The 15,358-nt window shown below is 68.6% G+C and carries 18 protein-coding genes and 1 riboswitch; of the genes, 9 read left to right on the forward strand and 9 right to left on the reverse strand.

Going from position 1 to position 15,358, the window contains the following annotated elements; all coding sequences use genetic code 11:
* Positions 1-112: 112 nt before the first annotated feature.
* Positions 113-342, reverse strand: a riboswitch (cobalamin riboswitch).
* Positions 343-524: 182 nt separating this feature from the next.
* Both G3M57_RS02600 and G3M57_RS02605 read left to right on the forward strand, forming a co-directional pair.
* Positions 525-2,144 carry a sensor histidine kinase gene (locus G3M57_RS02600; RefSeq protein WP_163228592.1) on the forward strand — a complete coding sequence of 540 codons (1,620 nt, stop codon included), beginning with the start codon at positions 525-527 and terminating at the stop codon, positions 2,142-2,144.
* Between the two features lie 235 nt (positions 2,145-2,379).
* Positions 2,380-2,982 carry a hypothetical protein gene (locus G3M57_RS02605; protein WP_163228593.1) on the forward strand — a complete coding sequence of 201 codons (603 nt, stop codon included), beginning with the start codon at positions 2,380-2,382 and terminating at the stop codon, positions 2,980-2,982.
* Between the two features lie 10 nt (positions 2,983-2,992).
* On the opposite strand, the gene G3M57_RS02610 is transcribed toward G3M57_RS02605, so the two are convergent.
* Positions 2,993-3,172 (reverse strand): hypothetical protein, encoded by a 180-nt coding sequence (locus tag G3M57_RS02610; protein ID WP_082583486.1) that lies wholly within the window; start codon positions 3,170-3,172, stop codon positions 2,993-2,995.
* Positions 3,173-3,558: 386 nt separating this feature from the next.
* On the opposite strand from G3M57_RS02610, the gene G3M57_RS02615 reads away from it, so the two are divergent.
* Entirely contained in the window at positions 3,559-4,680 is a 1,122-nt protein-coding gene (locus tag G3M57_RS02615) for a cell wall hydrolase (protein WP_056758275.1), read from the forward strand.
* Here G3M57_RS02615 and G3M57_RS02620 read toward each other — a convergent pair.
* Together G3M57_RS02620 and G3M57_RS02625 are read right to left on the reverse strand one after the other, a co-directional pair.
* A complete protein-coding gene (locus G3M57_RS02620; RefSeq protein WP_163228594.1) occupies positions 4,637-5,446 on the reverse strand; it encodes an SDR family oxidoreductase in 810 nt (269 codons plus the stop codon). The genes G3M57_RS02615 and G3M57_RS02620 overlap by 44 nt on opposite strands.
* Before the next feature lie 119 nt (positions 5,447-5,565).
* On the reverse strand, positions 5,566-5,745 hold the full coding sequence (locus G3M57_RS02625) for a YegP family protein (protein WP_056758280.1): 180 nt from the start codon (positions 5,743-5,745) through the stop codon (positions 5,566-5,568).
* Positions 5,746-5,887: 142 nt separating this feature from the next.
* Here G3M57_RS02625 and G3M57_RS02630 point away from each other — a divergent pair, with 142 nt between their 5' ends.
* On the forward strand, positions 5,888-6,451 hold the full coding sequence (locus tag G3M57_RS02630) for a DUF1003 domain-containing protein (protein ID WP_056758283.1): 564 nt from the start codon (positions 5,888-5,890) through the stop codon (positions 6,449-6,451).
* A 56-nt stretch (positions 6,452-6,507) separates the two neighbouring features.
* On the opposite strand, the gene G3M57_RS02635 is transcribed toward G3M57_RS02630, so the two are convergent.
* Positions 6,508-7,167: an outer membrane protein gene (locus G3M57_RS02635; protein WP_163228595.1), complete on the reverse strand. Its 660-nt coding sequence runs from the start codon at positions 7,165-7,167 to the stop codon at positions 6,508-6,510.
* A gap of 106 nt (positions 7,168-7,273) precedes the next feature.
* On the reverse strand, positions 7,274-8,239 hold the full coding sequence (locus tag G3M57_RS02640) for a GlxA family transcriptional regulator (RefSeq protein ID WP_056758290.1): 966 nt from the start codon (positions 8,237-8,239) through the stop codon (positions 7,274-7,276).
* A 96-nt stretch (positions 8,240-8,335) separates the two neighbouring features.
* Here G3M57_RS02640 and G3M57_RS02645 point away from each other — a divergent pair, with 96 nt between their 5' ends.
* Together G3M57_RS02645 and G3M57_RS02650 are read left to right on the forward strand one after the other, a co-directional pair.
* Complete coding sequence (locus G3M57_RS02645; protein WP_163228596.1) at positions 8,336-9,031, forward strand: DJ-1/PfpI family protein; 696 nt, start codon at positions 8,336-8,338, stop codon at positions 9,029-9,031.
* 63 nt (positions 9,032-9,094) lie between these two features.
* On the forward strand, positions 9,095-9,556 hold the full coding sequence (locus G3M57_RS02650; RefSeq protein ID WP_163228597.1) for a DUF2147 domain-containing protein: 462 nt from the start codon (positions 9,095-9,097) through the stop codon (positions 9,554-9,556).
* A gap of 68 nt (positions 9,557-9,624) precedes the next feature.
* On the opposite strand, the gene G3M57_RS02655 is transcribed toward G3M57_RS02650, so the two are convergent.
* Together G3M57_RS02655 and ygiD are read right to left on the reverse strand one after the other, a co-directional pair.
* Positions 9,625-10,356, reverse strand: coding sequence for a glutathione S-transferase (locus G3M57_RS02655; RefSeq protein WP_163228598.1), 732 nt, complete (start codon positions 10,354-10,356; stop codon positions 9,625-9,627).
* Positions 10,357-10,486: 130 nt separating this feature from the next.
* Positions 10,487-11,260, reverse strand: a complete 774-nt coding sequence (gene ygiD / locus G3M57_RS02660; protein WP_163228599.1) for a 4,5-DOPA-extradiol-dioxygenase — start codon at positions 11,258-11,260, stop codon at positions 10,487-10,489.
* A 204-nt stretch (positions 11,261-11,464) separates the two neighbouring features.
* Here ygiD and G3M57_RS02665 point away from each other — a divergent pair, with 204 nt between their 5' ends.
* Positions 11,465-12,598, forward strand: coding sequence for an acyltransferase family protein (locus tag G3M57_RS02665; RefSeq protein WP_163233634.1), 1,134 nt, complete (start codon positions 11,465-11,467; stop codon positions 12,596-12,598).
* A 16-nt stretch (positions 12,599-12,614) separates the two neighbouring features.
* Here the strand turns inward: G3M57_RS02665 and G3M57_RS02670 are convergent, their stop codons facing one another.
* Both G3M57_RS02670 and G3M57_RS02675 read right to left on the reverse strand, forming a co-directional pair.
* Entirely contained in the window at positions 12,615-13,115 is a 501-nt protein-coding gene (locus G3M57_RS02670; RefSeq protein ID WP_163228600.1) for a hypothetical protein, read from the reverse strand.
* Entirely contained in the window at positions 13,112-13,705 is a 594-nt protein-coding gene (locus G3M57_RS02675) for a response regulator (protein ID WP_056758309.1), read from the reverse strand. Before G3M57_RS02675 ends, G3M57_RS02670 begins: the two co-directional genes overlap by 4 nt.
* Positions 13,706-14,115: 410 nt before the next feature.
* Between G3M57_RS02675 and G3M57_RS02680 the strand changes: the two genes are divergently transcribed.
* Positions 14,116-14,298, forward strand: coding sequence for a Flp family type IVb pilin (locus G3M57_RS02680; protein ID WP_056758312.1), 183 nt, complete (start codon positions 14,116-14,118; stop codon positions 14,296-14,298).
* Between the two features lie 105 nt (positions 14,299-14,403).
* Positions 14,404-15,288, forward strand: a complete 885-nt coding sequence (gene cpaB / locus G3M57_RS02685; protein ID WP_056758315.1) for a Flp pilus assembly protein CpaB — start codon at positions 14,404-14,406, stop codon at positions 15,286-15,288.
* Positions 15,289-15,358: the final 70 nt, after the last annotated feature.

The raw sequence follows: 15,358 nt of genomic DNA on the forward strand, positions 1-15,358 counted from the left end.
AAGCCTCTGCCGGTGTGATGGCGGAGGCGGGTCGGGACGCGCGCGAGGGGACGCGCACGGGCCTGGGGTCCGGTCACGCCTTGGCATGCGACCAGACCGGACACCCCGCCGGAGGACGTTATCTGTCGGGGCAGGTCTCCTGGCTCACGGGTCAGCGCCCCTGTCCTGGCCTTCCCGACACGCCACCGATCCAGCTCGGCGCGTCAGTGACACGTATCGGACAGCGGCTCGCCGCTCACAGTTGCGGGGGCAGCGCCGGATTCGGGCTTTCAAGACCCTCACCGACTTCCCTCTTAGCTGCGGACGCGCGAACGCCCGCAGACCACGACCCGCCCAGAAGGCGCGCGTTCCCGCCCGGCGTCAAGAGGGACATAAGGATATCTTTATGTGATTTCGAGGGGCCGGCGCCGCCCTAACAAAATGTCGCACCCGGCGATCCTTAAACCTGCGGGAAACGATGCTTCCCCTAAGGCTGCCCTTTGGTGTGTGGACTTCCTTGCGAGCGCGGGGAAGGGGAGGGCGTCTTGCGGCAACCAACGGATCTCGGCGTCGCCGCCCAAGGCGCTCGCAAGCCGTGGCGGGGTTACGGTGATCTGCGCCTGGAAGCCGCGATCTTCCTGCTGGTGGCCGTGTCGTTCGCCGCTGTGCTGGGCAAGAGCGCCATCACCAGCCAGACCCTGGTCCTGTCCTCACAGTCGGGCCGGTTCGCGACCTACGGCTATTCCGACGCCGAAAACGGCGGGCGCACCATCGTCTCCGTCGATCCGCGCAAGCCCCTGTCCTGGTCGTGCGACATCCGCCAGGACGCGGCCTATCCCTATTGCGGCTACGGTCTGGCGCTGGACGTCGGGGGCCAGACCGACGGCCTGGACCTCTCGCGCTTCCAGACCATCGTCCTGCGCTTTTCCTACCAGGGGCAGGGCGACCGCCTGAGGCTGGTCGTGAAGACCTCGCCGAATGCGGCCGTACAGGCAAAACTGAAGGGCGAGCAGATGCCCTTGGCGATGGACATCCCTGTCGTCCAGGGCCGTAACGAAGTGCGCCTGCCGCTGAACCAGCTGGCGCCGGAGGAATGGTGGGTGGCCAGCCACGGCCTTTCGACCGCCGAGGCCGCGCCGAACCTCGAGACGGTCCGTTCCGTGGCCATCTCCACCAGCGGCGCCAAGGTCGGCCATCTGGCGATCTTGGTCGACGACCTGACCTTCGAAGGATCGTACCTTTCGACCGAGCAGTTCTACCTTGTCATCCTCGGGCTCTGGCTGGTGCTGTCGGCGGGCTTCCTGGTCTGGCGCTTCCTGCACATGCGCGGCGACTACGAGGCCCGGAGGCGTCGCCAGGCGGAGGAGGCTGGCCGGCTGGCCGAGGCTCACGCCGCCGCCCAGGCCGCCAGCAGCGCCAAGTCGCGATTCCTCGGCAATATGAGCCACGAGCTGCGCACGCCGCTCAACGCCATCATCGGCTACGCCTACTGGCTGGAGCGCACCGCGCTGGACGCCAAGCAGCGCGCGGCGGTCAAGACGGTGCAGGCCAGCGGCGAGCACCTGCTGGCCGTGATCAGCGACATCCTGGACGTGGCCAAGATCGAGGCCGGCAAGTTCGAGCTGCTGGCCGCGCCCTTCGACCTGCATGATTGCGTTGCGGGCGTGGGCGAGATGTTCCGGTTGCCGGCGCGTGACAAAGGCCTGGACTTCGCCGCCAGCCTGGATCCTGACGTGCCGCAGCGGGTCGAGGCGGATGAAAAGCGGGTTCGGCAGATCCTGATCAACCTGCTGGGCAATGCGATCAAGTTCACCGCCAGCGGCCGGGTCGACCTGCGGGTCAGTCTCGTCGAAGCCATGGGGGAAACCGCGCGCCTGCGTTTCGCCGTCGACGACACCGGTGTCGGGATCGCGCCGGACCAGCTGGACGGCGTCTTCCGTCCGTTCGAGCAGGCGGGCGACGCGGCGGACCGAAACGAGGGCACGGGCCTGGGGCTGAGCATCAGCCGGCAGATCGTCACCTTGATGCAGGGCGAAATCGGGGTCGAGAGCACCTTAGGCAAGGGCAGCCGTTTCACGGTCGAGATCACGGTCCCGGTTCCCAAGGCCGAGGTCGAGGCGACCGGGCCGGCGACGCCGCGGCTCCGGCGCTTGAGGTCGGCTTAGGGCTTTCGTTCCATTTTCGCGGCCGCTCCGGACAGCCGCGGCGCGAAGATCCGGGATCGACATGAGCGCGGCGCCTGCGGTCGCATCGTCACCCGGCCGCGCTCCGGTGGGGCCATGAACGGGCCATACTTCGGCCTGCAACTTCCAGCGGAGTACGCGCGTCGGGTGGGGGCGCGGGAACATGACGCGAGGAGGCCAAGCGGGCCGGGACGGAACTTGGCGCGTCGCCGGGTTCGTGGCTTCCGCCCTGCTGCACGCCGTTCTGCTCGCCTGTCTCCTGCATTACGCCGCGCGGGACATGCCCGCCTACGATCAGCCGCCGCCTCTCCAGGTCGTCCTGATCACGCCCTCAAGATTGGACCGAGATCGCGAGACGCCTCGTCCGGTTCGCCGCCGTGTCGTGGCGCGGACCAGCGACGCGCTTCCGATCCCGCCCGGATCGTCCTTGTCGTCCATGTCGAACATCGCGCCTTCCAGGCCGAACGGGACCGCGGTCGCTGACGTCGGGCTCGAAGGGGCCGCGCCCGAAGCGGCCGCGCAGGGCGCGGGTGGTCTTGCCGCGAGTGGGCGGGAAGCCCTCCGCGGGCTGGGCGGCTGCAATCGGCCGACGTTCTCGCGACAGGAGCGCGAACGTTGCGAGGCGGAGCGCTGGGCAGGCGTCGCGCCCGCCACGGCAAGACTGAATCTGGACCCGTCCGGCCGCTTCGCGAAGGATCCCACGCCCTATCTGGTGCGCCGTCCCGAGAAGGGCTGCCGCCTCAGGATGACCGGCGAGGCGGACCCCCGGGGAGACGATCAAAATGTGCGCGCCGGCGTCACCTGCGTTAAGCGGTTCTGAGCAGCCCGACCTACTTCGCCACCGTGTTGACCACGGCCCCCGCGCTGGCTCCGACCACCGCGCCCACGGGGCCCGCCACCACCGCTCCAGCCAGCGCGCCGCTGGCTGCGCGTTGCTCCATGTTGTGTCCGCAGGCCGACAGGCTTAACGCCGTCGCAACCCATAGCGGAACCCAGCGCAGAGCAGTCATTATGTCCTCCAGGACAATTACACCTGTGCGGTAGAGTAACGGCGATCCGGAGCGGTGGTTCCGTTGAGAGCGACGCGGCGGAAGTCTATCCTCGGAGGTGAATATTCGTCGCGGACCGGAATTTCGGGACTGTCGCGTTTTTTCGTTAGAATCAAACAATTAACCAATCCATCTGTCGCGCGGGCGGCCAAAATTCAGGCTGCGGCGCCGCGTGCGCTTGCGACTCGTGGCCGGATGCGTCATAAGGCGGTCATAAGCAGGACTTCGGCCACGATCGTGAACCGGCCGAACCTCCGCTTTCAGAGCTGCCCGACAGTGCTTTTTCCGGGTCTCTGAAGGCGTTTTTGTCGGGGGGCGGACCGCCCTCGCCGCGCAGGACACGAGTTTTGAATATCAAGTCGCAGACGTGCGCAGACGCGCGCGCGCTGATCGGCGCCGTATTGGTTGGGTCGGCCACGGGTCTGGCCCTCGGCGGCGTTTACCTTGCGGGGGGCATGGCCCAGGCCGCTAGTCAGCACGCACGCGTATCTCGCCTGGCCGACGGCGCCGAGGGGAACTTCTCCGATGCGGCGCTGTATCAGGCCGCGTCGCGGATGGACGCCGGCGCGCTGGCTATCGCCCGTCGTCACGATCCCTACACCGTCGCCGGCGGCGCCCAGCGGGACCGACAGTCGGCCCTGCTGGTCGAGCGCCTCGAACAGCGCCAGCAATCCGACAGCCAGCGCCAGCCGCTGTTGCTGCGGGCCAGCTTCGGAGGCCCGTTCAATCCGGCCGTCGCCCCGTTTCGCCTGACAAACGCTCTGGAAAGCTCGCGTGAACTCGAGTGCCTTTCCGAGGCGGTCTACTACGAGGCCCGCGGCGAGACCCCGAGCGGCCAGGCGGCCGTGGCTCAAGTGGTTCTAAACCGCGTACGCCACCCTTCGTTCCCGAAATCGATCTGCGGCGTGGTGTTCCAGGGCGCCTCGACGCGCGGTTGCCAGTTCAGCTTCGCCTGCAACGGTTCGATGCGCGCGCCGCGTGAACGCGGGGCCTGGAACCGGGCTCAGAAGGTCGCCGCTCGCGCGCTGTCCGGCGCGGTGATGACCGAGGTCGGGGCCGCCACCCACTTCCACACCACCGGCGTCGCGCCGGGCTGGGGACCGCGCCTGCTGCGCGTCGCCCAGGTGGGCATGCACGTGTTCTATCGCTTCGGCGGCCGCTCCGGCGCGCCCGACGCCTTCAGCCGCACGCCGCGCCCGTCGTCGGCCGACGATCTGCCGACCATCACCCTGGTCAACCTGACGCCGCCGCCGTCCGCCGACGGCAAGTCGGCCCCGATCCAGCTGGCCAGCGCCGTGGTGGTCTCGTCCGACAAGCCCGCCACCGTCGCCGGCGGCATGGGCGGTCCGCTGGGCCCGGTCTCCGAGCCGGCCTCCGCGCCCGCTATGCACCCGACCAAGACCTCGTCCCCGTCGGGCGACGCGGTCAAGGCTGCTGCAGGACCGGCCGCGAGCGGAGCTGCTTCCTGACCACGCTCGGCATGTGGTTGCTGGCGAAGCGCATTTGCCGGGCCCGCTTGCCGACGAAATAGTGCAGATCTTTCCCGTGGACGGCCCGCCAGATCACCTCGGCGGCGTCCTCCACGGGATAGACCGGGAGGCCGCCGCCGCGCAGGGCGTCGGCCATGTTCTGGTTGCTGCCGGGCGCGCCGGTGTTGAGGATCGGCGTCTCGACGAACCATGGCATCACGCAGGCGACACTGACGCCGTGCGGCTTCCACTCGATGTCCAGGGCCTCCGAGAGTCCCCGCACCGCGAACTTGGTGGCCGAATAGACCGCCAGGCCAGGCGAGCCGTAGAGGCCCGCGCAGGACGAGATGTTGATCAGCCGCGAGCCGGACGTCGCCCTCAACCAGGGCAGGGCGGCCCGGGCGCCGCTGATCACGCCCTTGAGATTGATGTCCAGCTGCAGGTCGATGTCGACGTCCTGATGGCTGTCGAACGGCCCGAACCGGGCCACGCCGGCGTTGTTGAGCAATACGTCCAGGCGGCCCTCGGTCAGCTCGGAGAAGTCGGCCAAGACGGCCGTCCAGGCGGCGCGGTCACGGACGTCCAGGGCGAAGGTCGCGCCGTTGCCGGGACCGACCGCGGCCAGGGCGGCCTTCAGGCCTGTCGTGTCGATGTCGGAGAGGCCGACGAACCAGCCCTCGGCGGCGAAGCGCTTGGCGCTGGCCAGGCCGATGCCGCTGGCGGCGCCGGTGATGAAGACGGCCTTGCGGCCATTAGCGGTGGTCATGGCGCGCCTCCCCTTGTTTGTTATCAGCGATCAGACGCCGGAGAAGGCGGCGGGGTCAAGCGTCCCGCGATAGCGTCATCCCCCGCGTCGCGCGGGGGATGACGCTGCATTGGAGCGGCTCAGTCGGTCTGGTCGTCGACCTCGGCGCCAGGGCCGTTCTTGATGATCGAGTCGATCGCGTTCTTGGCCGAGGCCTTCGAGGCGTAGCCCTCGGTCCAGAAGATGGTCTCGCTGTTGTAGACGAAATAGGCGACGAACTCGCCCGCCTTGTTCTTCTTGATCTGGAACTTGTGGGCCATGGGGGGCTCCCTTGAGACTCTTTGTTGTGTCGACGAACCGACCCCGCAGCGTCGCTCCGGCAAAGCTGAGCGTCAATCGCGCAAGACTTCACAATTCATCTGGAGGACACATCTTTTACAAACCTTCACGGACCAGCGCCCCATGACCCCTGACCAACGCCTCGACCAGCTGTCGCGCGACCTGCTGGCCACGCCCTATAGCGGCCTGACGGCGGTGCAGAGGAGCGTCATCGACCTGATCGCCGCCGAGGCTCCGACCGGGCTCAACAAGGCGCTGCTGGTGGATGACCGAAGCTTCTGGGACCGGCTGGCCGACCGGGTCGCGGCGATCGGCGGCTCCTGGGCGTTCATCGGCGGGTTCTGCGCCTGCCTGGCGCTGTGGATCGCGCTGAACGTCGGGCTCAAGCCCTTCCACCTGTCGTTCGACCCCTATCCGTTCATCTTCCTGAACCTGATCCTGTCGACCGTGGCCGCCATCCAGGCGCCGGTGATCATGATGAGCCAGAACCGCCAGGCCACGAAGGACCGACTGAACGCCGAGCACGACTATGTCGTCAACTTGCGCGCCGAACTGGAGATCATGCGCCTGCACGACAAGCTGGACGCCCTGCGCGAGACCGAGATGGTCGAGATCCTGCGCTGCAACACCGAGACGCTGGAGATCCTCAAGGCCCAGGTGGCCAAGATGGCGGAAGAACGGGGCTGAGGTCGGGGCGCGGTCGGGGACAGGCGCATGCGCCTGTCCCCACCTTCCGCCGCGGCCTAGAACGCGAAGCGCGCGCCGACCACGGCGCCGGGCGCCGTCATGTTCAGCTTCTCGTGCCGCTCGCCGGCCGGGCTGGTGGTCTTGACCTTGATCGAGCCGGTGTACTGATAGCGGCCTTCGGCGAACAGCGAGATGCGCGGCGAGACCGCGACGCTGGCGCCGGCCATGGCCTGCAGGGTCAGGGCGTCGCCCTTGTCGTCGAGCAGGCCGTCGTCGATCTTCACCTGGGCCACGCCGACGCCGGCGCCCAGATAGGGCTTCACCGGGCCCGAGACGGGGAAGTCGTAATAGCCGTTCAGGTCGATGCTCAGCGCCTTGACCTTGCCGCCGCTGGCCGCGAACACGCCGACATTGGAAATCAGGGCGGAGTCGACCTTCTGGCTGCGATAGCCCAGGGCGATCTCGCCGCGCCAGTTGGCGCCGATCGACGAACCCCAGGCGATGGCGCCCTGGGCGCCGGACTTGACATCGCCGTCCACCGACCAGCCGTTGGCGAAGCCGTAGTCGTAGTCGGTCTTGCCGATCAGGCCGCCCGAGACGGCGATGTACTGGCCGCTGGCGGGCGCGGCCGAGGCGGGCGGCGAGCCGGCGGTCTGGGCCGCGGCGGCGCCGGCCACGGCCAGGGCGGCCACGGCGGTGGTGATGAACAGACGCATGAAATCCCCCGAAAAGGTACTGGTCCGGGATCGGACCGCGTCGCGATAGGGGGCTTTGCCAGCGGCGTAAATCTCAGGTTGTCCAAGCTTTGCTGTTTGTTGCGCGCTATGGCGCCGCTGCAACATCCGGTTGCGCGCCGCGGGCCGCGCGCCGCAGCGCCTGCGGCGGCTGGCCGAAGGCCCGCAGGAAGGCGCGACGCATGCGTTCCGGGTCGCCGAAGCCGGTCTCCAGGGCCACGTCCTCGACCTGCAGGGGCTGGCTGTCGAGCAGGGCGCGTGCGGCCTCGACGCGCAGGCGCTCGACCGCCTTGGCCGGGGTGGTCCCCGTCTCCGTGGCGAACAGCCGGGCGAAGTTGCGCGGACTCATCGCCGCCCGCTCGGCCATCTGGTCGACGGTCAGCGGCAGGGCCAGGTTCTCGCGCGCCCAGGCCAGCAGGTCGTCGAACCGCCCGCCTTGCATTTCCAGCAGGGCCGAGAACTGGGACTGGCCGCCCGGCCGCCGGTGATAGACCACCAACTGCTGGGCGACGCCCCGGGCGATCGTCTCGCCCAGATCCGCGCCGATCATCGCCAGGGCCATGTCGATGCCGGCGGTGATGCCCGCCGAGCTCCATAGCGACCCATCCTGGACGAAGATCTTGTCGGGCTCCAGCCGCACGGCCGGATAGCGGCGCTGGAAGTCTTTGGAACGCCGCCAGTGGGTTGTCGCCCGGCGACCATCCAGCAGGCCCGCGGCGGCCAGGACATAGGCTCCGGAGCAGACACTGGCCGTGCGACGGGCGGTGCGGAAGGTGGCGCGGGCGAAGGCCAGGGTCGCCTCGCAGATCGCCGGCGACCGCGTTCCCTCGCCGCCCGAGACGATCAGAGTGTCCAGCGGCGGCGCGTCTTCCAAGGCCCCGGCATACATCGCCGCTCCAGACGAACTGGCCACCCTTCCTGGCTCACGGGCCAGGACATGCAGGCGATAGGCGCCGGGCGCGAACCGTTCGGCGATCTCGAACGCCGCGATCGGTCCCGCCGCGTCCAGCAACTGGAAGTCCGGGAAGATCAGAAAGCCGATGTCGCGAGTCATGGCGTCGTCTTTCGGGATTGGCGGATTTCGAGGGAACTATGTCATTTATGCCGAACGCTAGGCGGGCGATGCTGCGGCGTCAACAGGAGGGCTCCTATGCCGAAACCGCCGCCGTTCCACATCGTGTTCGCCCTGTTTCCCGATGTCACCCACCTGGACTTCACCGGCCCGCACCAGATCCTCAGCCGCCTGCCCGGCGCCCGGGTGGTGATCGCCAGCCAGGCGGGCGGCGAGATCGAGGCCGAAGGCCTGGTGTTTTCCCGCGTGGCGCGGCTGGCCGATATCGAGCATTGCGACCTGCTGTGCGTGCCGGGCGGCTTCGGCGTCACCCAGGCGGTGGCCGACGAGGCCTATCTGAAGGCGTTGCGGCGGTTGGCGGCCGGCGCGCGCTACGTCACCTCGGTCTGCACCGGCTCGCTGCTGCTGGGCGCGGCCGGGCTGCTGCAGGGGAGAAAGGCGGCCTGCCACTGGGCCTGGCGCGACCAACTGGCCCTGTTCGGCGCGACGCCGGATCCGGCCCGGGTGGTGCGCGACGGCAATGTCTTCACGGGCGGCGGGGTGACGGCCGGCATAGACTTCGCCCTGACCGTCGTGGCCGAGATCGCCGGTGCGGAGACCGCCCAGGCCGTCCAGCTGGCGGTGGAATACGCCCCTGATCCGCCGTTCCACGCCGGCCGCCCCGAGACCGCCCCGCCGGCCGTGCTGGAGCGCGTCCAGGCGATCTATGACCGCGGCATGGACGAGCGGTGGGCGGCGGCGCGCAGGGCGGGGGAGGCGTTGCGGGTTCAATAGACCCGGCCGACTTGATCCGGACACGAACCTGCCTCACAACGCTCTCAAGCGGAGAGATCGTGAATGCGTCGGATCAAGTCGTTTCTCGTCGGACTGACCGCGGCCGCCAGTCTGGCGGCTGGTTTGGCGGCCGTTTCGCCGGCCTCGGCCCAGGACGCGCCGTTCACCTACGGCGTCTGGCGCAATCCCAAGAACAGCGTCCATGTCGAGATCAAGCCCTGCGGCGGCGGTCGCGCCTGCGGCGTCGTGGTCTGGGCCAACGACGACGCCAAGGCCGACGCCCGGAAGGGCGGGACGCCCGAGCTGGTCGGCTTGCAGCTGCTGCGCGATTTCCAGCTGCAGAAGAACGGCAGCTGGAAGGGCAAGGTGTTCGTCCCCGACCTCAACATGAACTTCAACGGCACCGCCGACTTTCCCGACGCCACCACCATGAAGGCCAAGGGCTGCCTGATTGGCGGCTTCCTGTGCAAGTCGCAGACCTGGCGGCGGGTGGACGTGGCGGCGCGCGGGACGCCGTCGAGCTAGAGGCGGCTCCCACCCACGATCCGCCTCCCAAGCCCTCATCCCCGGAACAAGTCCGAGGAAGACGGGACCTACGGGTCCAGCTCCGGATAGCGCCGGAAGATCCCCTCGGTGCTGAAGGGGATCCGCCGCTCCGACGCCAGGTAGGCCGCGACATTCGGCCGTTCCGCCACCGCGTCGCGGACGGCGATCACCCGCGGCAGCTTCGGCTCCAGCCGCTTCATGGCGTTCGGAAAGGCGTAGCGCAGGCCCTCCACCGCCTGGAACAGCGACAGGTCGGCGTAGGTGAGAGCCTGGCCGGTCAGCCAGCCGCCTCCACCCTCGGCTTTTGGCGGCGCCCGCTCGAGCACCGTCTCGAACCAGCCGAGGAACTTCCTCATCCGTTGGGTGCGGAACTCCTCGGCCCGCCGGGCGGCCTCGGCCTTCTGGTCCTCGTAATAGAGGCCCAGGCCCACCGGGTGGTGGACGTCGTGGGCCTCGGCCACCAGGTCGGCGATCGTCAGTTGCAGCTGGTTGACCCACAGCCGCCCGCCTTCGCCGCGCGGCGCGAGTCCGTGGCGCAGGCCCAGATGCAGCAGGATATTGGCCGTCTGGCCGATCACCAGGTCGCCGTCGACCAGATAGGGCGGGGCGAAGGGCGGACGGTCGTGGCCGGCCATGTCCTCCATCAGGGCCTGCTCGCCGCCGTCTTCGCCGTCGCCGCGCGCCACGTCGGCATAGGCCGCGCCGGCCTCCTCCAGCGCCAGCCGCACGAACTCGCCGCGTCCCTGGATGGTGGGCCAGTAATGCAGTTGGTAGGTCATGTGGGGAGAAACAGGTGGAGGGCGGAAAGGATGCGCGCTCGGCGTGACCGCTTTGCCCCCCTTTCAGCCGTCATTCCGGGCACAAGGCCCGGAATGACGGCGGGATTTGAGAGGTCGTGGATAAACGCCGTCACCCCACCCGCACGCTGGTCATCGAAATCGCCGCGAACACGTCGTCGGTGAAGAACGAGACCGGCTCGCCCGGGGTTTGCGCGCCCAGGACGTAGAGCAGAGGCAGGTAGTGCTCGGCGCTGTTGATCGCCGCGTCGGCGTCTGGGCCCAGGGTGCGCCAGTCGATCAGCGGATCGTGATCCCCGGCCGCGATCAGGGCCTTGGCCGTTTCATTGAAGCGCGGGGCCCAGTCGGGCGTCTCGCCGGTGCGGAAGTTCACGGCGCGCAGGTTGTGGACGATGTCGCCGCTGCCGACGATCAGCACGCCCTCGTCGCGCAGGGCGGCCAGGCGTCGGCCGGCTTCGTAGTGCCAGCGGTCGGGGCGGCCGCGGTCCAGGCTCAGCTGCACCACCGGCACGTCGGCGTCCGGATACATCGGCCGCAGCACGCCCCAGGCCCCATGGTCCAGGCCGCGGGTCGGATGCTGGACGACAGGATCGGGCGACAGCAGCTGCGCCACCCGTTCGGCCAGGGCGGGGTCTCCAGGCGCGTCATAGCGCACGTCGAACAGCGCCTGGGGGAAGCCGCCAAAGTCGTGGATCGTCTCGGGACGGTCCGACGCGCTGACCGCGCTGGCCCCCCGCGTCTCCCAGTGGGCGCTGACCATCAGCACCGCCTTCGGGCGCGGCAGCTCGGTCCCGAGCGCCGCCCAGGCGCGGCTCCAGGCGTTGTCCTCGATGGCGTTCATCGGGGAGCCGTGGCCGAGGAACAGGACGGGCAGGCGGGCGCTCATGGCTGAGTCTTTCAATTAGACACTGACAAAGTTACAGATGGCGTCGCGCTCCGGATATTCAACGGTCGGGCGGTCGCTGGGTCCGTCTCGCCACAGTCTTGGGCTGTGACCCCCTGACGCGCGCCCAGGGGTCACACGCGCTTTCCCGCGTCGCCCAGCTTTGTTAAGGCAACGGACGTTGTGAACGTACCCGTCCAATCCCCGATTCCGGCATCTCGGCCGTCCCCCGAACTGGTGGTGGCCAAGCCGCTCCGCGCCTCCACCCGGGGCGGCGCGCTGGACCTGCTGCGGCTGCTCGCCTCGCTGCTGATCGTCATCTACCATTTCGGGGCCGAGGGCCCGATGCGCATCGAGCGCTTCGGCCAGGTGTTCTCGCGCGGCTTCCTGGCCACGGACTTCTTCCTGATGCTGTCGGGCTACGTGCTGGGCCGGGCCTACGGGGCCTCGACCCTGACCGGACGGATCAGCCACGGCCGCTTCTGGATGCGCCGGGTGGGTCGGGTCTGGCCGGGGCACCTGATCGTGCTGGCCATGATGGCCGTGCTGGTGCTGGTGCTGAACGCCCTGGGCACCGACGCCCACAAGCCGTCGCGCTTCGCCTGGGACCAGCTGCCGGTCCAGGCCCTGCTGGTCCACGCCTGGGGTTTCAACAGCGACGGCTGGAACCTGCCCAGTTGGTCGCTGTCGGCCCTGGTCGTCTGTTATGCGGTGTTCCCCTGGCTGTGGCGGGCCGTCGACAAGGTGCGGCGTCCGTGGGTCCTGCCGGTGATCGGCGTCGTGGCGTTCGCGGCCTGCGAGGTGGTGGCGCGGACGATGTTCGACCACGCCCTGTCAGACCTTCAGTTCCGCTTCGGCGTCGTGCGGGCCCTGCCGCTGTTCATCCTGGGCGTCTGCCTGGCGCGGGCGGTCGAGATGCACTGGCCGTCGGAAAAGGCCGCCAAGGCCCTGCTGGTCGGCGGCTGCGTCGGGCTGCTCGCCATGCAGCCTCTGGACCGCTACGCCCTGCCCGACGAGCTGATCTTCGACCTGCCCTGCCTGACGGCCATCGCCGCGATCGTGCTGGGCGCGGGCCGGCTGCCGGTGCGCCATCCCAAGGCCTGGATCGAAGAGGGGGCCAAGCTGTCGTTCGCCCTGTTCATCACCCACATCTTCGTGGGCGTGATCTACTGGAGCGCGGTGCACAAGCTGATCGAGACCGTGCCGATCGGCATCGGCTGGCAGTGGTTGATGTGGCTGGCCTCGTTCCCGATCGCCATCGGCGCGGCCTTCCTGTTCCACACCTATGTCGACCAGCCGCTGCAGGACCGGCTGGCCCCCTGGCTGCGGGGCAAGCGGTAGCGCGACGGCGCGACCCTCAGCCCTGCGCCTTGCTCTCGGCGCGGCGCTTTTCCAGCACGCTGGCCAGGCCCTGCAGGATCGGCCCCTGGAGAGCGGGGTTGTCGGCGGCGCGGTGCAGCAGCTTGATCGAGGCGATGTGCACCTTGACGCCGGCCAGAATGGAGGGGGACAGGCCGTCGGCCTCGTCTAGCAGCTCGCAGAGCGAACGCGCGGCGACCTGGACGGCCACGTTGCGCTCCGCGCCGCACAGGCCGACGATGTTGGCGGCCAGTTGATACAGGCCCTCGATCCGCGCCGCGGGCTCGGCTCCCGCCTCGGCGGCCAGGAGGGCGTCCAGCGCGACGATCAGCTCGTCGATCCCGGTCAGGGACGGTTCGCGCAGGGTCTCCAGCGTCGCGTCGGCGCGCTTGAGGGCCTCGGCGACATACATGCCGCCGCTCTTCTCGGCCATCAGCTGGGCGAGGCGCGGCCGCATGCGGATCTTGCGGACCTGGCTGGCGGCGGGAGCGTCGGTCATGCCAGCGACCTCAGCGGCTTGATCAGCATGTCGAGCTCGTCCTGGCTCATGTTGAAGCCTTCTCCGTCGCTCAGCTCGATGGACTGGTCGTCCCGGCGACGGCCGTCCGGAAATTCGATTGGCGGGCCGGCGTTGCGCCAGCGCCGGTCGGGCCCGACATAGCTTTCGGTCTCGATGAACAGCCGATCGCTCCGGGCCACCCAGAGGATGCGTTCCAGCATCACGGCCGGTGAGATCGGCTTGGTGATGATGAAATTGGCGCCGCAGTCGCGGGCCTTCTCGACCTGGCTGCGGCGCGTGTGGGCGGACACGATGATGGCGGGCGTCATGCGGCTGGCCTCGTCGGCCTCGCGGCGCAGCCAACGGATCAGGTCGTAGCCGTCGATCTCGGGCAAGTGGGCGTTGGCCAGGATCAGGTCGACCTGCTGGAACTCCAGTTCGTCGCGGGCCTCCCGGCCCGATTCCTTGCGGATGACATTGCGCAGGCCAAAGCTCGTCAGCACGCCGACCAGAAGATCGAGCGACTGGTGATTGTCGTCGACGATCAGCGCTCGCGCCTTCTCGAGATTGATGTGCTGGCTTGGTTGCAAGACCCCGACATGCTCCGGCCGTCCCCGATGGGACCACAGCCTATGACTGATCACGGTTAAGAAAGCTCTGCCGCGGGACGGGGCGGAGTGTCGCGGGTGGCGAAATTCGGGCTTTGGAACGTGAGCTCAACCCTGGAATGCCTGTCAATATTATCTATCCAGAGTGGTCTTTAAGTTCCGAAAGGTTGATAAGTTCGTCGTGTGCGGGATCTCGAAATAATATTAAGACATTTTGTAATGCAAAATGTGTACCGTTTTGCCAAAACCATAGGTAATATTAGTTACTAATCGCGATGTATTTACTTAATGCTCCTTTAAGAATTTAAATATCTCCGAAGGGGATTCCCCCTTTCTTTCAATCTCGGTCGATAAAAGCGGCGCGGGGTAGATCTGGAGGAGAGATAGGTCAAATGAATATTTTGCATAACTTTATTCGCGAAGAAGAGGGCGCGGCCGCGGCCGAGTACGCCTTGATCCTGGCGATCATCGGCAGCGCCATCGCGGTGGCCGCCCTGCTGCTGGGCACCAATATCGGTGTGGCGATCACCAGCGCGGCCACCTGCGTGGCCAATCCGTCGGCCGCCAACTGCTGACGGTCGGCCGCCGATCTTCGGCGGCGCGGCCTTAGCGCCGCGCCGCCGGTTCCGGACGACGGGCCTGCGAAAGCCTGTTGCCGTTCTGGGGAGGGGTTGCCCCCAATGCAAACGAGAACCGTCATTTCACTGGCGGGCGCCGTGGCGCTCGGCCTGGGCGCGGTGCTGGCCGCGAGGGTCTATATGAGCGCTGGCCGAGACGCCGGACCCGCCGTGCGCGAAAGCGCTTCGGCGCCCGTCGTGGTCGCCTCCCAGCCGCTGACGCGCGGCTTCAAGCTGCAGCCGGCCGTCCTGAAGGTGGTCCGCTATCCGGCCGATTCCGTGCCGCTGGGCGCCTTCGCCACCGTCGCCGCCGCTTCGACCGGTCAGGGCGGCGCGCGCATCGTGCTCAAGGACATCGCCGCCAACGAACCGATCCTGCCTGACCGCGTCTCGGGTCCGGGCGGACGCGCCAATCTGTCCGGATCGCTCACCGAAGGCATGCGAGCGGTGTCGCTGCGCGCCAACGACGTGGCCGGGGTAGGCGGCTTCGTGCTGCCGGGCGATCGGGTCGACGTGCTGCTGACCCGCAGCCGGGACAACAATCAGCCCGACACCAGCCTGACCCAGGTGCTGGCCGAGAACGTCCGCGTCGTCGGCGTCGACCAGTCCGACAACCAGTCGGCCGACAAGCCGGTGGTGGTCAAGGCCATCACCGTCGAGGTCACCCCCGACCAGGCCCAGGCGATCACCCTGGCCCAGGCGGTCGGCGCGGTCTCCCTGGTCCTGCGTCAGATCTCCGACCAGGCGCCGCTGACCCGGCAGGTGACCACCCTGGCCGACCTGTCGCGAGGCGGCGCCCCGCGCGCCGCGGCGTCGATCACGCCCGTCCGGGCCAGCGTCCGCGTCCGGGCTCCCGTCATTCGCGCCACGGCGCCCGCCATGCCCCGCACCACCGAGGTGCGGGTCACCCGCGGCGTCGTCACCACCGGCTACGAGGTGGGGTCATGACCCTGGTCCCGCTCGCGCCCTTCCCCTTCCGTCCGCGCCGGCCCGCGCCGCGCCCCATCGGACCTCAATT

It is taken from the genome of Caulobacter rhizosphaerae (genome assembly GCF_010977555.1).
Classification (GTDB): Bacteria; Pseudomonadota; Alphaproteobacteria; order Caulobacterales; family Caulobacteraceae; genus Caulobacter; species Caulobacter rhizosphaerae.